This is a genomic window from Delftia acidovorans SPH-1 (genome assembly GCF_000018665.1).
In the GTDB taxonomy this organism is placed as follows: Bacteria; Pseudomonadota; Gammaproteobacteria; order Burkholderiales; family Burkholderiaceae_C; genus Comamonas; species Comamonas acidovorans.
Genome location: NC_010002.1, coordinates 3,618,033 through 3,635,705, shown reverse-complemented (window position 1 = coordinate 3,635,705; position 17,673 = coordinate 3,618,033). Strand labels below are relative to the sequence as shown.

Below are 17,673 nucleotides of genomic sequence, written 5' to 3'. Positions count from 1 at the left end.
TGCGCCGCACGTCTCAGCTGAATTGCTTGCCTTCGGCCGCCAGCTTCGCCAGCAGCGGGGCCGGCTGCCAGAAATCGGCGTCGTCGTTGGGGTTCTTGGCGAAGCGGTTCATGGCCTGGACCACGTTGAACAGCCCGACCTCACCCGCGTAGTGCATGGGGCCGCCGCGCCAGATGGGGAAGCCATAGCCGGTCAGGTAGACCATGTCGATATCGCCCGACTTGCCGGCGATGCCGTCTTCCAGGATGTGGGCGCCTTCGTTGACCAGGGCGAAGACCAGGCGCTGGACGATTTCCTCATCGGAGATCTTGCGCGGGGTGATGCCCAGCTCCTTGCGGTGGGACTCGATCATCTGGTTGACCAGCTCGGACGGGATGGCATCGCGCTTGCCCGCCTGGTAGTCGTACCAGCCCGCGCCGGTCTTCTGGCCGAAGCGGCCCAGCTCGCACAGCTTGTCGGCCGTGCGGCTGTACTTCATGTCGGCGCGCTCGACGGCGCGGCGCTTGCGGATGGCCCAGCCGATGTCGTTGCCGGCCAGATCGCCCATGCGGAACGGGCCCATGGCGAAGCCGAACTTCTCGATGGCCTTGTCCACCTGGGCGGGCGTGGCGCCTTCGTCCAGCAGGAAGCCGGCCTGGCGCGAGTACTGCTCGATCATGCGGTTGCCGATGAAGCCATCGCACACGCCCGAGACCACGGCGGTCTTCTTGATCTTCTTGGCCAGCTTCATCACGGTGGCCAGCACGTCCTTGGCGGTGTGCTTGCCGCGCACCACTTCCAGCAGCTTCATCACGTTGGCGGGGCTGAAGAAGTGCATGCCCACCACGTCCTGCGGGCGCTTGGTGAAGGCGGCGATCTTGTCCACGTCCAGCGTGGAGGTGTTGGAGGCCAGGATGGCGCCGGGCTTGGCAACCTCGTCCAGCTGCTTGAACACGGTTTCCTTGACGCCCAGCTCCTCGAACACCGCCTCGATGATGAGGTCGGCATTCTTGAGCGCGTCATACGACAGCGTGGTGCTCAGCAGCGCCATGCGCTGGTCGTACTTTTCCTGGGTGAGCTTGCCCTTCTTGACCTGGGCTTCGTAGTTCTTGCGGATGGTGGCCACGCCACGGTCCAGCGCTTCCTGCTTGGTCTCCAGAATGGTGACGGGAATGCCCGCGTTCAGGAAGTTCATGGAGATGCCGCCGCCCATGGTGCCGGCACCGATGACGCCCACGGTCTTGATGTCGCGCACAGCCGTGTCCGAAGGCACGTCGGCGATCTTGGAGGCCGCGCGCTCGGCCATGAACAGGTGGCGCAGCGCGCGCGACTCGGGCGACCACATCAGTTGCATGAAGGCATCGCGCTCCAGGGCCATGCCCTCGTCGAACTTCTTGCGCGCGGCGTTCTCCACCGTGTCCACGCAGCGGGCCGGGGCCGGGTAGTTCTTGGCCATGCCCTTGACCATGTTGCGCGCGAACTGGAAGTAGGCGTCGCCCTGGGGGTGCTTGCAAGGCAGGTCGCGCACGCGCGGCAGCGGACCACCAGCCGCGTGCTTGTCAGCCACTTCCAGCGCAAAGGCCTTGGCCTCGTCCAGCAGGGACTCGGGCGAAGCGGCCATCTTGTCGAACAGCTTCTGGCCGGGGATGGAGGCCAGCAGCTCGCTCTTGACGGGTTCGCCGCTGACGATCATGTTCAGCGCGGTCTCCACGCCCAGCACGCGCGGCAGGCGCTGCGTGCCGCCTGCACCGGGCAGCAGGCCCAGCTTGACTTCCGGCAGGGCCACCAGGGTGCCGGGAGCGGCCACGCGGTAGTTGCAGCCCAGCGCCAGCTCCAGCCCGCCGCCCATGCAGACGGTATGGATGGCGGCCACCACGGGCTTGCTGCCCTGGTCCAGCGAGTTGATCAGCGAGACCAGGTGCGGCTCGCGATACGCCTCTTCCTTGCCGAACTCGTTGATGTCAGCGCCGCCCGAGAAGGCCTTGCCGGCGCCCGTGATGACGATGGCCTTGACGGCAGGGTCGGAATAGGCCTTGTCCAGCCCCTCGACGATGCCCCGCCGCGTGGATAGCCCCAGGCCGTTGACCGGCGGATTGTTCAAGGTGATGACGGCGATGGCACCGTCCACTTTGTATTCAGCAGTCATGCTGTTGTCCCCTATGCGATAGAAAAAGAACGATCGTGCGATTTTGATTGTAAAAAAAATGCGGACCGGCGCCACTGCGGTTTGTCCCAAGCGGGACAAGCGCCGTGGTCCGGGCCGCCTGCCTGGCAGCATGCCCAGCCTTGTGCGGCATCAGACCTCCAGCCACTCCTTGCGCACCTTCTGATCGGCGCGCAGCCCGTCGGGCGTGCCGTCGAAGACGATGCGCCCGTGCCCCATGACCAGGGCCCGGTCCGAGATGCTCATGGCAATGGTGAGCTTTTGCTCGATCAGCAGCACGGACACGCCGCGCTGCTTGATCTTTTGCAGGTACTCGCCCACCAGCTCGACGATCTTGGGAGCCAGGCCTTCAGTGGGCTCGTCGATGATGATCAGGTCCGGGTCGCCCATCAGCGTGCGGCACAGGGTCAGCATCTGCTGCTCGCCGCCCGACATCACGCCGGCCTCGGTGTGCTGGCGCTCCTTCAGGCGCGGGAACATGGCGTACATGTCGTCGAAGCCCCAGCGGCTGTCCCGGCCCTTGCCCTTCTGTCCCAGCAGCAGGTTCTGGTGCACGGTGAGGTTGGGGAACACATCGCGGCTCTCGGGCACGTAGCCCACGCCCAGGTGGGCGATCTCGTAGGCCTTGCGGCCGGTCAGGCTCTGGCCCTTCCAGTCCAGCGAGCCCTCCCAGTGCACCAGGCCCATGATGGCCTTGGCCGTGGTGGAGCGGCCCGAGCCGTTGCGCCCTAGCAGCGCGACGATTTCGCCGGGCTGCACCGAGAAATCCACGCCATGCAGCACATGGCTTTTGCCGTAATAGGCATGCAGGTTGTTGATGTTGAGCATCCGCGCTTCCTCAATGTGCACCAGCTTGTTGATCGGCGACTGAAGATCCGAGATAGGCCTCCTGCACGCGCGGATTGGCACGCACGGCCTCTGGCGTGTCGTAGGCGATGACTTCGCCGTAGACCACGACGGCGATCTTGTCGGCCAGGCCGAAGACCACGCCCATATCGTGCTCCACGGTCAGCAGGGTCTTGCCTTCGGTGACCTTCTTGATCAGCTGGATGAAGTGGGCCGTCTCGCTGTTGCTCATGCCGGCCGTGGGTTCGTCCAGCAGGATGACGCCGGCGCCGCCGCCGATGGTGATGCCGATCTCCAGCGCGCGCTGTTCGGCATAGGTCAGGTTGACCGCCAGCGTGTCGCGCTTTCTGTGCAGGCCGATCATCTCCATCAGCTCATCGGCGCGGGCATTGGCGTCGCGCAGCTTCGACAGGAAGCGCCAGCAGCTGTAGCGGTAGCCCAGGCTCCACAGCACGCTGCAGCGCAGGTTCTCGAACACGCTGAGCTTGGGAAAGATGTTGGTGATCTGAAAGCTGCGCGACAGCCCCATGCGGTTGATTTCATAGGGCTTCTTGCCGTCGATGCGCTGGCCGTTGAGCAGCACCTGGCCGCTGGTGGGCTCGAAGCGGCCACTGATCAGGTTGAACAGCGTGCTCTTGCCCGCGCCGTTGGGGCCGATGATGGCCACGCGCTCGCCCGGCTTCACGGCCAGTTGGGCGCCGCGGATGATCTCGGCCTTGCCGAAGCGCTTGTACAGGTCGCGCAGCTCCAGCGCATAGGTGGCCTCGCCAGCCGCGGCGGCGGCCGCGGTGCCCGGACGTTCGATTGCAATGCTGGACATGGTTCAACCCTCCCCGCGCTTGATGGCTTCTTCGATTTCTTCCTGGATGCGCTCCCAGCGGCGCAGGCACCAGCGCCTGGCCACTTCCAGCAGGCCCAGGCCCACCACGAAGATGGCAACGGCCACGGTCCAGGTCGATGCCGAGCTGGTATCGAGCTGCACGCCCATGAACGAGACCTGGGGACCCAGGGCCGCATTGAGCTGCAGGTGGTAGATCATCTCGACGATGGCCGCGCCGCCCACGATCATGACCAGGGCACTGGCCGCGATGGCCAGGTAGGGCTGGGCCAGCCGGCGCCACTTGCCGAAGCGCGCCACGCGCAGGTTCATCATGATCAGGCTGGCAACGCCGCCCGGTGCGTACATCACCATCAGCAGGAACACCAGGCCCAGGTACAGCAGCCAGGCCTTGGTCAGCTCCGACAGCAGCACCGAGGCCAGCACCAGCAGCACGGCGCCGATGATGGGTCCGAAGAAGAAGGTGGCGCCGCCCAGGAAGGTGAACAGCAGGTACGAGCCCGAGCGCATGACGCTCACGCTGTCCATGGCCGTGATGATCTCGAAGTTGATGGCTGCAAGCCCCCCGCCCACGCCAGCGAAGAAGCCCGCGATGATGAAGGAGAAGTAGCGCACGCGCTGCGTGTTGTAGCCCACGAACTCCACGCGCTCGGGGTTGTCGCGCACGGCGTTGAGCATGCGGCCCAGAGGCGTGCCCGTGAAGGCGAACATGGCGGCCGTGCAGATGAAGCAGTAGGCGGCGATCAGGTAGTACACCTCCATGCCCGAGCCGAAGGTCAGCCCGAAGAAGGGCTTGCCATAGACGCGGTCGGTGGTGATGCCGCCCTCGCCCCCGAAGAACTCGGGGAACATCAGCGCCATGGACGCCACCAGCTCTCCGATGCCCATGGTGATCATGGCGAAGGTGGTGCCCGACTTCTTGGTGGTCACATAGCCCAGCAGGGCCGCGAAGAACATGCCGCCCAGGCCGCCGATGATGGGAATCAGCACCAGCGGAATGCCCCAGTCGCCGGAGCTGGCCCGGTTCATCGCATGGATGGCGATGAACGAGCCCAGCCCCGTGTAGACCGCATGGCCGAAGCTCAGCATGCCGCCCTGCCCCAGCAGGATGTTGTAGGACAGGCAGATGATGATGAGATAGCCGATCTGGCTGAGCATGGTCAGCGCCAGGCTGCTGGTGAACACCAGCGGCGCGACGATCAGCGCCAGGGCGAAGGCGCCCCAGATCAGGATGCGGCCGATGTTGAGCGGCTGGAAGCTGTAGTGGCGCCCTGCGCCCCCAGCCCCTGAAGCGTCCGGAACGCCTTTTGCGGCAGTGGATGTCATGGTCGTTTTGGTGATCGAGGACATGGTGTCAATCTCCCCGCGTGCCCAGGAGGCCCTTGGGCCGGAAGATGAGGATCAGCACCAGGAACAGGTAGGGCAGGATGGGCGCGACCTGGGAGATGGTGAGCTTGAGCAGCGGCCAGCCAAAGGTCTGCTCGCCGACCGGGCTGCCCAGCGAGCTCAGCAGACTGGCCAGCGACCAGTCGATGGCCACGGCAAAGGTCTGCACGACACCGATCAGCAGCGAGGCCACGAAGGCCCCCGCCAGCGAGCCCATGCCGCCGACCACCACCACCACGAAGATGATGGAGCCGACCGACATGGCCATGGCCGGCTCGGTCACATAGGTGTTGCCGCCGATGACGCCGGCCAGCCCCGCCAGCGCGCAGCCGCCGCCGAACACCATCATGAACACGCGCGGCACGTTGTGGCCCAGCGCCTCCACCATCTCGGGGTTCTTGAGCGCGGCCTGGATGACCAGGCCGATGCGCGTGCGCGTCAGCAGCAGCCAGACGGCCACCAGCATCAGCAGCGCCAGCAGCATCACGAAGGAGCGCGAGCGCGGGAACTGCGTGCCGTACAGCGTGAACAGGGGGCCCTGCAGCGCGGGCGGCAGTCCGTAGGGCACGGTGCCGCGGCCCCAGACCAGTTGCACCACCTCGAGGATGAGATAGGACAGGCCGAAGGTCACGAGCAGTTCGGGCACATGGCCGTACTTGTGCACGCGGCGCAGGCTGTAGCGCTCGAACATGGCGCCCAGTGCGCCCACCAGCAGGGGCGCGACGAACAGCGCGCCCCAGAAGCCGATGATGCCGCTGAGCGTGTAGCCGAAGTACGCGCCCAGCATGTAGAAGCTGGTGTGGGCGAAGTTGAGCACGCCCATCATGCTGAAGATCAGCGTCAGCCCCGAGCTGAGCATGAACAGCAGCAGTCCATAGCTCACGCCGTTGAGCAGCGATATGGTGAAGAACTCAAGCGTCATCGAAAGGCCTTGGTCTCGGTGCGTTGGGGACAGGAAGCGGTGCGGGCCGCTCTCAGGACGGGCGCTTCATCTGGCAGGAGGTGGGCGTGCTGGCCACGTAGGGCTCGTAGTACTTCACCGGGGCGAAGGTGTAGCCCGTGTTCTCTGCGTCATACGGGTTCTTGCCGCCGGCCTTTTCCCAGCGCGTGATGTACAGGCCCTGCTGCAGCTGGTGGTCGGTCTTGCGCATCTCCACTTCGCCGTTGAAGCTCTTGAGCTTCATGCCCTCCAGCGCGGCCGCCACCTTCACGGGGTCGGTGCCGCCGGTCTTGACGAAGGCCGCATCCAGCAGCGCGAACACGTGGTAGATCGAGCTTTGCGTGAGGTCGTCGTTCATCTTCTTCTTGAACTCGGCCATCAGCGGCTGGATGGGGCCGCCCATGTTGTAGTGGCCATAGCCCACGGTGTAGACCTTGCCGTCGGAGGCCGCGCCCATGGCCGTGGGCGAGCCCGAGCCGAAGGCGTAGTAGGTGTAGAACTTGACGTTGTTCAGGCCCGCGTCGTTGGCCGCCTTGAGCAGCAGCGACAGGTCAGAACCCCAGTTGCCCGTGATCACCGTGTCGGCGCCCGACTGCTTGATCTTGGCGATGTAGGGCGCGAAGTCGCGCACCTGGGCCAGGGGCGCGAAGTCGTCGCCCACCACCTGCACATCAGGCCGCTTGGCCTTGAGCATTTCCTTGGCGTACTTGGAGACCTGCTGGCCGTGCGAGTAGTTCTGGTTGATCAGGTAGACCTTCTTGACCTCGGGCACGTCCTTCATATAGGTCGTCAGCGCTTCCATCTTCATGGAGGTGTCCGCATCCAGGCGGAAGTGCCAGTAGCTGCACTTGCTGTTGGTCAGGTCCGGGTCCACGGCCGCATAGTTCAGGTAGACGACTTCCTTGCCCTTGTTGCGCGCGTTGTGCTTTTCCAGCGCATCCATGATGGCCAGGGCCGGGCCCGAGCCGTTGCCCTGCACCACGTAGCGTGCGCCCTGGTCCATGGCCGAGCGCAGCACGGCCGTGGTCTCCTGCGGGCTGAGCTTGTTGTCCAGCGGGATGATCTCGAACTTCACGCCCGAGGCATTTTTCCTGTTGAACTCCTCGGCCATCAGCTGGAAGGTCTTGAGCTGGTTCGTGCCCACGGCGGCCATCAGACCCGACAGCGGATCGATCCAGCCGATCTTCACCGTCTCGCCCTTTTGCGCCCAGGCGCCCGATGCACAGGCCAGCATGGCCGAGGCGGCCACCGAATGCACGATCCACTTCATTTTTCTGTCTCCTTTTTCCGGTTGATTCGGATATCTGTATTGGCGCCAGACTAACGCCTGAATGACAATTTCCCTCTGGGGAATGCCTTAGAAACTATCGCGCATGCGACTTGGCTGCGGCCCTGGACACATTGGCGACAGATCGCCATCGATCAGGCCAGAAAACCGTGTTTTGCCTGATTTCAGGCAAAAAAAGGGGCGCCTCGCGCCCCTTTGCGAAGTTCACTGGCCGGTCAGGCGATCAGGAGGGCCTTTTCATCTCGCATGAAGTCGGCGTGCTGGCCACATAGGGCTCGTAGTACTTCACGGGAACGAAGGTGTAGCCGGTGTTCTCCGAATCCATCGGATACTTGCCGCCGGCCTTTTCCCAGCGCGAGATGAACAGGCCCTGCTGCAGCTGGTGGTCGCTCTTGCGCATCTCCACTTCGCCGTTGAGGCTGTTGAACTTCATGCCTTCCATGGTGGCCGCCACCTTGGCCGGGTCCGTGGTCTTGGCGCGCAGGAAGGCCTGGTCCAGCATGGTCAGGCCCGAGTACAGCGAGCCCGTGTACATGTCGTCGTTGAACTTGGCCTTGTAGCCCTTGGTGATGCGGTCCAGTGGGCCGGGCAGGTTCATGTGGCCGTAGCCCACCATGTAGACCTTGTCGGCCGCAGCTGCGCCCATGGCCGTGGGCGCGCCGGTGGCGATGGCGTAGTAGGTGTAGAACTTGACGTTGTTCAGGCCCGCGTCGCTGGCGGCCTTGATCAGCAGCGCCAGGTCCGAGCCCCAGTTGCCCGTGATCACCGAGTCGGCACCCGACTGCTTGATCTTGGCGATGTAGGGTGCGAAGTCGCGTACCTGGGCCAGCGGCGAGAAGTCGTCGCCCACGATCTCCACATCGGGGCGCTTGCGCTTGAGCATCTCCTTGGCGTACTTGGAGACCTGCTGGCCGTGCGAGTAGTTCTGGTTGATCAGGTAGACCTTCTTGACCTCGGGCAGGTCCTTCATATAGGTCGTCAGCGCTTCCATCTTCATGGAGGTGTCCGCATCCAGGCGGAAATGCCAGTAGCTGCACTTGCTGTTGGTCAGGTCCGGGTCCACGGCCGCATAGTTGAGGTAGACGACCTCCTTACCCTTGTTGCGCGCGTTGTGCTTTTCCAGCGCATCCATGATGGCCAGGGCCGGGCCCGAGCCATTGCCCTGGAAAACGTAGCGCACGCCCTGGTCCATGGCCGAGCGCAGGGCCGCCGTGGTTTCCTGCGGGCTGAGCTTGTTGTCGATGCCGATGATTTCGAACTTCACGCCCGAGGCCGTGCCCTTGTTGAGCTCCTCGGCGATGTACTGCAGGCTCTTGAGCTGGTTGGACCCCAGCGCGGCCATGAGGCCGGACAGCGGGTCGATCCACGCAACCTTCACCGTCTCGCCCTTCTGGGCCATGGCGCCCGTGGCGCAAGCCAGGGCCAGGGATGCCGTCAATGCCTTGATCGCAAACTTCATGAAGCGTCTCCTCTTGTGGTGGTTTCTGGGCGAGGCCCAGGGTAATGGCCCCTGTGCCCTGCCCTGATCGGTGATTGCCCCTAGCGGCTATCGCCGACGAGACTCGGACCGGCCGCCCCGGCCAGGACATGCCCCCGCATGCCCTGCCACGGTGGCCGCCCGCAGCGGCTCAAAGCCCCGGCAGCCGGTAGCCGGCCAGCTGCTCGCGCAGCCGGGTCTTGAGCATTTTTCCGGTGGCGCCCAGCGGGATGGCATCGACGAAGACCACGTCGTCGGGGATCTGCCACTTGGCGGTCTTGCCCTCGTAGAACTTGAGCAGTTCCTCGCGCGTGACCTCGGCGCCGGGCTTCTTCGCCACGGCGACGATGGGGCGCTCGTCCCACTTGGGATGCGGCATGCCGATGCAGGCGGCCATGGCCACGGCCGGATGGGCCATGGCGATGTTCTCGATGTCGATGGAGCTGATCCACTCGCCGCCGGACTTGATCACGTCCTTGCTGCGGTCGGTGATCTGCATGAAGCCGTCCGGGTCGATGGTGGCCACGTCGCCCGTGGGGAACCAGCCGCGGCCCTGCGCGTCCTTGACCAGCGGGCTCTCGCCCTTGAAGTAGCTGTCCACGATCCAGGGGCCGCGCACCAGCAGGTCGCCATAGCTCTTGCCGTCCCAGGGCTGGTCGGTGCCGTCGCTGTCGACGATGCGCATATCCACGCCGTAGATGGCGCGGCCCTGCTTTTGCAGGATCTTCATCTGCTCGTCCTTGGGCAGCTGCAGCTGCTTGTTCTTGAGCGTGCACAGCGTGCCCAGCGGGCTCATCTCGGTCATTCCCCAGGCATGCAGCACCTCCACGCCGAACTCGTCCTGGAAGGCCGTGATCATGGCCGGCGGGCAGGCGGAGCCGCCGATCACCGTGCGCTTGAGCGTGGAAAACCGCAGGCCGCCCGGCCTGATGTGGCCCAGCAGCATCTGCCAGACCGTGGGCACGCCAGCCGCGTAGGTGACGCCCTCGGCCTCGATCAGCTCGTACAGCGACTTGCCGTCCAGCGCCGGGCCCGGGAACACCAGCTTGCAGCCCGTGAGCGCGGCCGAGTAGGGAATGCCCCAGGCGTTGACGTGGAACATGGGCACGACAGGCAGCACCGAGTCGCGCGCCGATATGCACATCACATCGGGCAGCGCGGCCGCGTAGGCGTGCAGCGTGGTGGAACGGTGGCTGTACAGCACGGCCTTCGGGTTGCCCGTGGTGCCGCTGGTGTAGCACATGCTGGAGGCCGTGTTCTCGTCGAATTCGGGCCACTGGTACTGGTCGGGCTGGCCGGCAATCCAGGCCTCGTAGCTGACCAGGCCCGGAATGCCGCTGTCGGCGGGCAGGCGATCCGCATCGCACAGCGCCACCCACTGGCGCACCGTGGGGCACTTGGCATGCACGGCCTGGATGATGGGAAGGAAGGTCAGGTCAAAGCACATGACGCGGTCTTCCGCGTGGTTGATGATCCACGCCACCTGGTCGGGGTGCAGGCGCGGGTTGACCGTGTGCAGCACGCGGCCCGAGCCGCTGACGCCGAAGTACATCTCCATGTGGCGGTAGCCGTTCCAGGCCAGCGAGGCCACGCGGTCGCCGGGCTGCAAGCCCAGGCCGTCCAGCGTGTTCGCCAGCTGGCGCGAGCGCCGTGCCAGGTCGCGGTACGTATAGCGATGGATATCGCCCTCCACCCTGCGCGAGACGATCTCCGCATCGCCATGGTGGCGGTCGGCGAAGTCGATCAGCGACGAGATCAACAGTGGTTGGCTTTGCATCAGACCCAGCATCTATAGGCTCCTAAGGTGATTGAACTTCGTGAACGTCGTGAACTGCGGACTGCGGATTCGCGCAAGGCCAAGGCCCTGGTGCGCGATGCCGCTGCCCGCATGGAGGGTGGCTCAGGCCGGCGCCCTGGGTCCGATCCCGGCAGGGACAGGCGTATCGTTTTTCCGGCATGGTTGACGCATTGTCTTGTCGCAACTCGGCAGCGTCTTCGCATGCTCGTATGGGATATACCCTAGGACGATGCTGGAGGCATGCGCCGCGTCATGCCACAGCGTGTTCGTGGACGGCGTCTTGTCGTTGCCGAAGATCCAGTATCCGGTCTGCGATGGCGAATCCACTGTCACGCGAATGCTTGAACCGGCGCGGAACACATGCGCGAATTTCTGTATTTCCACCCGCATCAACTGGGGCTGGCCGGCAACCAGTGGCACATCCTTGTCCCGTGTGTAGGCCCCCCAGGGACGCAGCGCCGTGGAGCGGCTCTCATCGAGCGCACGCTTGGACGCACGCAGCCAGCCACGCTGCACGAACATCTCCTGCCCGTCCGGCCGCACCTCGGACACGGTGACCTGGATGTCGGTATTGGCGGCCGTGGCGCTGAGCCACAGGTCGGCCGAGCCTTCGCCATAGAAGCTCAGGTCCTGCGGCAGGGCCGCCGTGGTGAAGACCAGCTGGCCATCCTTTTCCGAAGCGGGCACGGCTGGCCAGCCTTCGGCCGCCGGGTTGTTCACCTGCGGACTCAGGGCCGGATAGCGGTAGCTGGACGAAGCCGTGCCTGAGGCGGGTGCGCTGTCGCCCAGCGCCTGGCCCGGCTGCATCCACAGGCGCAGGGGCTTGACCTGGACAGGCAGCCGGTCAAACCGTGCCTCGCCCGTGGGCATGAGCTTGGCGCCGCCATTGAGGGCCTTGGCGTCCGTGGTCTGCATCTCCTGCAGCAGCCGCACGCGCGGCTCCTTGTCGAAGCCGTTGTCCTCGCCCTTGACGAAGCGCGCCAGGAAGCGCTTCAAGGTCTGGTCGATATGGTCCGAGGTGATGTTCGTATGGTGGTCGCCGTTGGAGCTGACCAGCCACATCCTGTCGGGCGCAATGGTGTCCTCGTAGTAGCCCGAGCGCGGGCCGATCTGCTCGTCCTGCCAGGACTGCGTGCCCAGCGTGGGGATATTGATCTTCCCGCTTTGCAGCATGGCGCTGCGCTCCAGGTACAGGCCATCGGCATAGGGGTTGTCCAGCCACTTGATCAGGTCCAGCTCGGGCCGCTTGATCTTCTCGATGTTATCGGCCACGGTCTTGGCGCATTCCGTGTCGCCACCGTTCTTCACCGCCAGGTCGGCGGCCGTGCGCCAGATGCGCGGGAAGCCGTTCCACCACTGCGCCGGAAAACCGATGTTGGCAATGCCGCCCGGATAGCCCACGTCCCGGTAGGGATCGCCCACATTCTTGCTGGGCGTGATCGCCAGCAGCCCCTTGGGCCGGTGCGCCGCCACCCACAGCTGGTTGTAGCCCGAATACGAGTAGCCGATCATGCCGATGCGGCCATTGGACCAGGCCTGCCGCCCGGCCCATTCGATGGCAAAGGCCCCAGCCGCACCTACGCTGGCGTCAAACACCTTGTCATCCCCCGTGGAGCAGCCCGTGCCCGGCACGTTCAGCCCCATGACCGCATAGCCTTCCTTGGTCCAGGGACTGCTGATGTTGGGGTACGAGCCCGAGATATAGCCGTCGTACTCGACCAGCAGCGGAAACGGGCCCTGCCCCTCGGGCAGCAGCAGCGAGTAGCGCATCTTGCTGCCGTCCGGCAGGGTGATATAGCCCGATTGCTGGCCCGGCCCCATGGGCGCGGGCATGCCCGACGATCCCCCTCCGCAGGCGGCCAGGCCCACGGCGGCGGCTGCAATGGCCCCCGCCAGCGGCCAGCGCCAGGCATGTGTGAAAACGGTCTTGACTGTCATGGGTACTTGTCTCCTTCGTTGTTGTTGGCTATCTCGTGGGGCTTGCCGCGGCAAGCCCCTGCTCGCTCATCTACTCGCTCACTGCACCCGGATGCTGGTCGCGCCCGGCTCGGCATCAAAGATCAGGCTGGACGGCCAGGGCTTCCATGTCTGGCCCAGGGCCGCGTTCTGCGGATTGCCCGTCTGCATGAAGGCCTTGAGGCTGGCCATCATGGCGTTCGACAGCGCCAGCCGGCCCGGGGCATTGGCCGTGCTGTTGGTCACGCGGGAGAACACGGACGGCCCGAAGTTGCCGAAGAGAAAAGGCAGATCGAAGGCATGGGCCGCGCCGTAGACCGTGTTCCAGGGCGCAGGCTGGCGCGCCCAGTCGAAGCGGTAGCTCCAGACCTCGGCCTGGCGCGTGCGCAGCGTATTGAGCAATTGGTCGCGGCTGGGATCGGCGAACAGATGGGTCAGTTGCGCCATGCGGGCGTTGTAGCCGGTGACCGGCGTGTCGACGGGCAGGTAGGCGGCATCGATGATGTCGGCCAAGCCCGGCGCGTTGGGCGACTGCGCATCGAAGGACTGCATTATGCGAAAGCGCGCCGCATCATCGATCCTGAAGCCCGGCTTGCCGCCCAGCGCCGCCAGCAGGGGCGCGAACAGCTTGCCCTCCTCGGCCGTGTAGCCGGCCATCACGGGCACGCGGTTGTATTGGCCCGCAGCCAGCGCGGCCATGGGATCGGTGGGCAGCAGCAGGCCGTCGGGAATCGGTCCCGCGCCCGTCAGGCCCTTGGCCACCAGGGTCTGCAGCAGCACGCGCGCATCCTTGCCGCGCAGGTAGGCCGCAATCTGCGCCGGTGTCCAGCCGGCAGCCACCGTGGCCGCAGCCGCCACATCGGCAGCCAGCCCATCGGCCACCATCAGATGGGCCAGCAGCAGCGCGGACTGGGTGGCGTAGGCCGAAGCCGGCTTGAGCGTGGCCAGCACGCCGGCCGGCAGGTTGGATGGAAGCGACAGCCCGCCGCTGATGGGCACCAGCCTGTGGAACAGGCCGCGCGCCGACTCGGCCGCCAGCAGCGCCAGCACATTGGTGGCACCTGCCGACTGGCCCATGAGCGTGACATTGCCCGGATCGCCGCCAAAGCCCGCGATATTGCGCTGCACAAAGCGCAGCGCCTGCAGGTTGTCCAGCAGCGCGAAGTTGCCCGTGGCCGGCGCGCCGGCCTGCATCTGCGGCATGTGCATGTAGCCCAGGATGTCCAGCCGGTAGTTGGCCGTCACCACCACGGCATTGGCGGCGCGCGCCAGGGCCGCGCCGTCATACAGCGGATCGGCCGTATAGCCCGAGATGGCGCTGCCGCCGTGGATGAACACCAGCACCGGCAGCTTCTCGGCACCGCTGGCCGGGCGCCAGATGTTGAGCGTCAGGCAGTCCTCGCTGCCCACGGGCTGGCCCAGGGTGGAGGCAATGGTGTCGTCGAAGCGGTTGTTGGCTCCCGGGCCGTACATGCGCCCGATCTGCAGGCAGGCATTGCCGAACTGGCGCGCCTCGCGCACGCCTTCCCAGGCCTTGGGCTCGGCCGGCGGCTGCCAGCGCAGCGCGCCCACGGGCGCCTGGGCAAAGGGCACACCCTTCCAGTAATAGGTGCCCGTGGCGGCGCCATCGTCCACGCCGCGCAAGGGGCCGTAGGCCGTCTCGCGCAGTTCGGGACCTCCGCCGCCCGAGCCGCCGCAGGCCGCGAGCCACAAAGCCATTGAAGCCACGGCCAGGCGTATGCCGCCAGCCATCCACCGCTGTCCTGTGCGCATGCTTGTCTCCTGAATGGTTTTTGGGGTTTCCCGTATGGGCCGCGCCGGGCCCATGGGTCACACTGCGCAGTCGTTCGCCGCGCTGCAAAAATTCTAGGAACAGCGCGGCAAAACGCCGCTATCGCAACCACGCCAAAACAGTGACTTCAGAACGCAAACAGCGCCCCGAATGGCCCAGGAAAACCCGGTCATGACAACGCAGCGCAGCAGCTCCGCCGCCTGGGTGCGCGGCATCCTGGACATGATGGCCACCGAAGGGCTGGCCCCGCAAAGCCTGTGCGCCGCAGCCGATATCGACCTTGCCGCACTGCAGCATTCGCAGGCCCGTACCGATGTGGACCGAGTGAGCCGGCTCTGGGAGCTGGCCGTGGCCCAGTCCGCCAATCCCACGCTGGGACTGGACCGGCAACTGGCCGCGCGCCACGGCAACATCGATCTGGTCGGCTACTCGCTGGCTTCGGGCCCGCACCTGCTGGCCGGCTTCCGCGACCTGGAACGCCACATGGCCGTGATCTCGGACGCAACGTCCTTCACGCTGGAGCGCGATGCGCGCGGCTACTGGCTGTCCATACATCACATCGGCGCCACACGGCCCGTGCCGCGCCAGCGCGTGGAGTTCGCCGTGCTCACGCTGCTGGTGCTGTGCAACTGGCTGACGCGGCGCGATGTCCGGCCGCTGGCCGTGGAATTCATGGCCGAGGCGCCCGCCCCCTCGCACGAGGCCGCCTACCGCGCGGCCTTCGGCCTGCTGCCGCGCTTCGGCGAGGACGCGAACCGCTTCCTGCTGTCCGAGGCCGACCTGCTCGCCCCCATTCCCACGCACAACCCCGAACTGCTGGCACTGCACGAAAAGCTGGTCGAAACCGAACTCGACCACCTGGGCCAGGCCGGCGTGGGCGCGCGCGTGCGCCACGAGATTGCTCGCCTGCTGCCCCAGGGTGAGCCGCGCCGCGAAGACGTGGCCAGCCTGCTGGGCCTGACCGACCGCACCTTGCAGCGCCGCCTGCAGGCCGAAGACACCAGCTACCAGCAACTGCTGGACGAAACCCGGCGCGAGCTGGCCCTGCAGTACCTGGGCGAGCCGCGCCGCAGCCTGGCCGAGGTGGCCGACCTGCTGGGCTTTGTGGACCAGAGCAACCTCTTTCGCGCCTGCCGCCGCTGGTTCGGCATGCCACCTGGCCAGTACCGGCAGCAACTGCGTGCGTGAATGCATGCGGTGAATGCGCGCATGAACCTTGCGCCCCACGGGGCATAGGCGCTGGGGGACAATTCCCACATGAACCTGCATGCTGCCGCCGAAGGCCAGGCTCCGGCGACCTCCCCACGCCCTCCCATCTCCTGGCAAGACGGCTTCGCCGCCCTGGGCCCGGACTTCTTCACCCATCTGCGCCCCACGCCGCTGCCCGAACCGCACTGGATTGCCACCAGCACCGGCACAGCCGAGCTGCTGGGCCTGGACCCGCAGTGGCTGGCCTCCGATGAGGCCCTGCAGGCGCTCACCGGCAATGCCGTGCTGCCCGGCAGCCATCCGCTGGCCAGCGTCTACAGCGGCCACCAGTTCGGCGTCTGGGCCGGCCAGCTTGGCGACGGCCGTGCCATCTTGCTGGGCGAAACGGCCTCGGGCCACGAGATTCAGCTCAAGGGCGCGGGCCGCACGCCCTACTCGCGCATGGGCGACGGGCGCGCCGTGCTGCGCTCTTCCATCCGCGAGTTCCTGTGCAGCGAGGCCATGCACGCCCTGGGCATTCCCACCACGCGCGCGCTGAGCCTCACCGGATCGCCCGCCCCCATTCGCCGCGAAGAGATCGAGACCGCCGCCGTGGTGGCACGCGTGGCGCCCAGCTTCATACGCTTCGGCCACTTCGAGCACTTTGCGGCGCGCGACCAGATAGCGCCTTTGCGCCAACTGGCCGACTACGTGATCGACCACTACTACCCCGAATGCCGCACGGCCGAGGCACTGGCCGGCAACGCCTACGCCAACTTCCTGCAGGCCGTGAGCGAGCGCACGGCGCGGCTGCTGGCGCACTGGCAGGCCGTGGGCTTTTGCCATGGCGTGATGAACACCGACAACATGAGCATCCTGGGACTGACCATCGACTACGGTCCCTTCCAGTTCCTTGATGCCTTCAACCCCGGCCACATCTGCAACCACAGTGACACCCAGGGCCGCTACGCCTTCAACCGCCAGCCCCAGGTGGCCTACTGGAACCTGTACTGCCTGGGCCAGGCCCTGCTGCCGCTGATCGGCGAAGAGGAACTGACTATTGCAGCGCTGGAGTCGTACAAGCAGGTGTTTCCGCAGGCCTATGGCGCCCTCATGCTGCGCAAGCTGGGCCTGCCCGAAGATGCGCCAGGCACGCCGCCCGCTGAGGGGCGCTTTGCCGCCCTGGTGAACCCGCTGCTGCAGCTCATGGCCGACAACGCGGTGGACTACACCATCTTCTTCAGCCGCCTGACCGATGCGGTGGCTGCAGGTGCCGGTGCCGGCACGGACCTCGAGCCCGTGCGCGACCTGGTGCTTGACCGCGAGGCCTTCGACCGCTGGGCAGCCCTGTACGCGCGGCACCTGGCAGGCACGGATGCCGCGGCGGCCGCCGCTTTGATGCAAGAATCGAATCCGCGCTTCGTGCTGCGCAACCACCTGGGCGAGATGGCCATCCGCGCCGCAAAGGCCGGTGACTTCGCTCCCGTGCGCCAATTGCTGGCCGTGCTGCAGACTCCGTTCGCCCCCCACGCCGAGCATGCCGAATGGGCAGGCTTCCCGCCCGATTGGGCTTCCTCCATCGAGATCAGCTGTTCATCATGAGCTTTCCCATCCACAAGACCGAACAGGAATGGCAGGCCGAGCTGCAGGCCAAGGGCGCCGAACCTGCCGCCTTCCAGGTGACACGCCATGCAGCCACCGAGCGTCCGTTCACCGGCCGCTATGAACAGTTCTGGGCCGATGGCAGCTACCACTGCATCTGCTGCGGCAGCAAGCTGTTCGACTCCGACACCAAGTTCGATGCCGGCTGCGGCTGGCCCAGCTTCGACCGCGCCATCCCCGGCGCCATCACCGAAATCGTGGACCGCAGCCACGGCATGGTGCGCACCGAAACCGTCTGCAGCCAGTGCGGCGCCCACCTGGGGCATGTATTCCCCGACGGCCCCTCCGACACAGGACTGCGCTACTGCATGAATTCCGCATCGCTGGAATTCGAGCCGCCCAAGGCCTAGGCTCCAGGC

Annotated in this window: 13 protein-coding genes; 3 read left to right on the top strand and 10 right to left on the bottom strand. The window is 66.0% G+C overall.

Annotated features, from left to right (window positions below; genetic code table 11):
- Positions 1 to 13 precede the first annotated feature (13 nt).
- From DACI_RS16685 to DACI_RS16640, 10 genes are all read right to left on the bottom strand, one after another.
- Positions 14 to 2,125, bottom strand: a complete 2,112-nt coding sequence (locus tag DACI_RS16685; RefSeq protein WP_012205151.1) for a 3-hydroxyacyl-CoA dehydrogenase NAD-binding domain-containing protein — start codon at positions 2,123 to 2,125, stop codon at positions 14 to 16.
- A gap of 150 nt (positions 2,126 to 2,275) precedes the next feature.
- Positions 2,276 to 2,971, bottom strand: coding sequence for an ABC transporter ATP-binding protein (locus DACI_RS16680; protein WP_012205150.1), 696 nt, complete (start codon positions 2,969 to 2,971; stop codon positions 2,276 to 2,278).
- Positions 2,972 to 2,981: 10 nt separating this feature from the next.
- Entirely contained in the window at positions 2,982 to 3,809 is an 828-nt protein-coding gene (locus tag DACI_RS16675) for an ABC transporter ATP-binding protein (RefSeq protein WP_012205149.1), read from the bottom strand.
- A 3-nt stretch (positions 3,810 to 3,812) separates the two neighbouring features.
- Entirely contained in the window at positions 3,813 to 5,177 is a 1,365-nt protein-coding gene (locus DACI_RS16670; protein WP_012205148.1) for a branched-chain amino acid ABC transporter permease, read from the bottom strand.
- A gap of 4 nt (positions 5,178 to 5,181) precedes the next feature.
- Positions 5,182 to 6,135: a branched-chain amino acid ABC transporter permease gene (locus tag DACI_RS16665; RefSeq protein ID WP_012205147.1), complete on the bottom strand. Its 954-nt coding sequence runs from the start codon at positions 6,133 to 6,135 to the stop codon at positions 5,182 to 5,184.
- A 52-nt stretch (positions 6,136 to 6,187) separates the two neighbouring features.
- Positions 6,188 to 7,423: a branched-chain amino acid ABC transporter substrate-binding protein gene (locus DACI_RS16660; RefSeq protein WP_012205146.1), complete on the bottom strand. Its 1,236-nt coding sequence runs from the start codon at positions 7,421 to 7,423 to the stop codon at positions 6,188 to 6,190.
- Between the two features lie 241 nt (positions 7,424 to 7,664).
- A complete protein-coding gene (locus tag DACI_RS16655) occupies positions 7,665 to 8,900 on the bottom strand; it encodes a branched-chain amino acid ABC transporter substrate-binding protein (protein WP_012205145.1) in 1,236 nt (411 codons plus the stop codon).
- 169 nt (positions 8,901 to 9,069) lie between these two features.
- The gene (locus DACI_RS16650; protein WP_012205144.1) at positions 9,070 to 10,707 is read right to left on the bottom strand and encodes a 3-(methylthio)propionyl-CoA ligase; all 1,638 of its coding nucleotides are present in this window, start codon (positions 10,705 to 10,707) and stop codon (positions 9,070 to 9,072) included.
- Between the two features lie 111 nt (positions 10,708 to 10,818).
- Positions 10,819 to 12,654 carry a CocE/NonD family hydrolase gene (locus DACI_RS16645; RefSeq protein ID WP_012205143.1) on the bottom strand — a complete coding sequence of 612 codons (1,836 nt, stop codon included), beginning with the start codon at positions 12,652 to 12,654 and terminating at the stop codon, positions 10,819 to 10,821.
- A 78-nt stretch (positions 12,655 to 12,732) separates the two neighbouring features.
- A complete protein-coding gene (locus tag DACI_RS16640) occupies positions 12,733 to 14,445 on the bottom strand; it encodes a carboxylesterase/lipase family protein (RefSeq protein ID WP_012205142.1) in 1,713 nt (570 codons plus the stop codon).
- A 190-nt stretch (positions 14,446 to 14,635) separates the two neighbouring features.
- Between DACI_RS16640 and DACI_RS16635 the strand changes: the two genes are divergently transcribed.
- The 3 genes from DACI_RS16635 to msrB all read left to right on the top strand — a co-directional run bounded on the left by DACI_RS16635 (position 14,636) and on the right by msrB (position 17,664).
- On the top strand, positions 14,636 to 15,652 hold the full coding sequence (locus DACI_RS16635) for an AraC family transcriptional regulator (RefSeq protein ID WP_012205141.1): 1,017 nt from the start codon (positions 14,636 to 14,638) through the stop codon (positions 15,650 to 15,652).
- A 69-nt stretch (positions 15,653 to 15,721) separates the two neighbouring features.
- Entirely contained in the window at positions 15,722 to 17,254 is a 1,533-nt protein-coding gene (locus DACI_RS16630; RefSeq protein WP_012205140.1) for a protein adenylyltransferase SelO, read from the top strand.
- On the top strand, positions 17,251 to 17,664 hold the full coding sequence (msrB, locus tag DACI_RS16625; RefSeq protein ID WP_012205139.1) for a peptide-methionine (R)-S-oxide reductase MsrB: 414 nt from the start codon (positions 17,251 to 17,253) through the stop codon (positions 17,662 to 17,664). Before DACI_RS16630 ends, msrB begins: the two co-directional genes overlap by 4 nt.
- Positions 17,665 to 17,673 lie beyond the last annotated feature (9 nt).

Coding starts and splice junctions, on each gene's coding strand:
- DACI_RS16685 (WP_012205151.1), bottom strand. CDS start 2,125: ATGACTGCTGAATACAAAGTGGACGGTGCCATCGCCGTCATCACCTTG.
- DACI_RS16680 (WP_012205150.1), bottom strand. CDS start 2,971: ATGCTCAACATCAACAACCTGCATGCCTATTACGGCAAAAGCCATGTG.
- DACI_RS16675 (WP_012205149.1), bottom strand. CDS start 3,809: ATGTCCAGCATTGCAATCGAACGTCCGGGCACCGCGGCCGCCGCCGCG.
- DACI_RS16670 (WP_012205148.1), bottom strand. CDS start 5,177: ATGTCCTCGATCACCAAAACGACCATGACATCCACTGCCGCAAAAGGC.
- DACI_RS16665 (WP_012205147.1), bottom strand. CDS start 6,135: ATGACGCTTGAGTTCTTCACCATATCGCTGCTCAACGGCGTGAGCTAT.
- DACI_RS16660 (WP_012205146.1), bottom strand. CDS start 7,423: ATGAAGTGGATCGTGCATTCGGTGGCCGCCTCGGCCATGCTGGCCTGT.
- DACI_RS16655 (WP_012205145.1), bottom strand. CDS start 8,900: ATGAAGTTTGCGATCAAGGCATTGACGGCATCCCTGGCCCTGGCTTGC.
- DACI_RS16650 (WP_012205144.1), bottom strand. CDS start 10,707: ATGCTGGGTCTGATGCAAAGCCAACCACTGTTGATCTCGTCGCTGATC.
- DACI_RS16645 (WP_012205143.1), bottom strand. CDS start 12,654: ATGACAGTCAAGACCGTTTTCACACATGCCTGGCGCTGGCCGCTGGCG.
- DACI_RS16640 (WP_012205142.1), bottom strand. CDS start 14,445: ATGCGCACAGGACAGCGGTGGATGGCTGGCGGCATACGCCTGGCCGTG.
- DACI_RS16635 (WP_012205141.1), top strand. CDS start 14,636: ATGACAACGCAGCGCAGCAGCTCCGCCGCCTGGGTGCGCGGCATCCTG.
- DACI_RS16630 (WP_012205140.1), top strand. CDS start 15,722: ATGAACCTGCATGCTGCCGCCGAAGGCCAGGCTCCGGCGACCTCCCCA.
- msrB (WP_012205139.1), top strand. CDS start 17,251: ATGAGCTTTCCCATCCACAAGACCGAACAGGAATGGCAGGCCGAGCTG.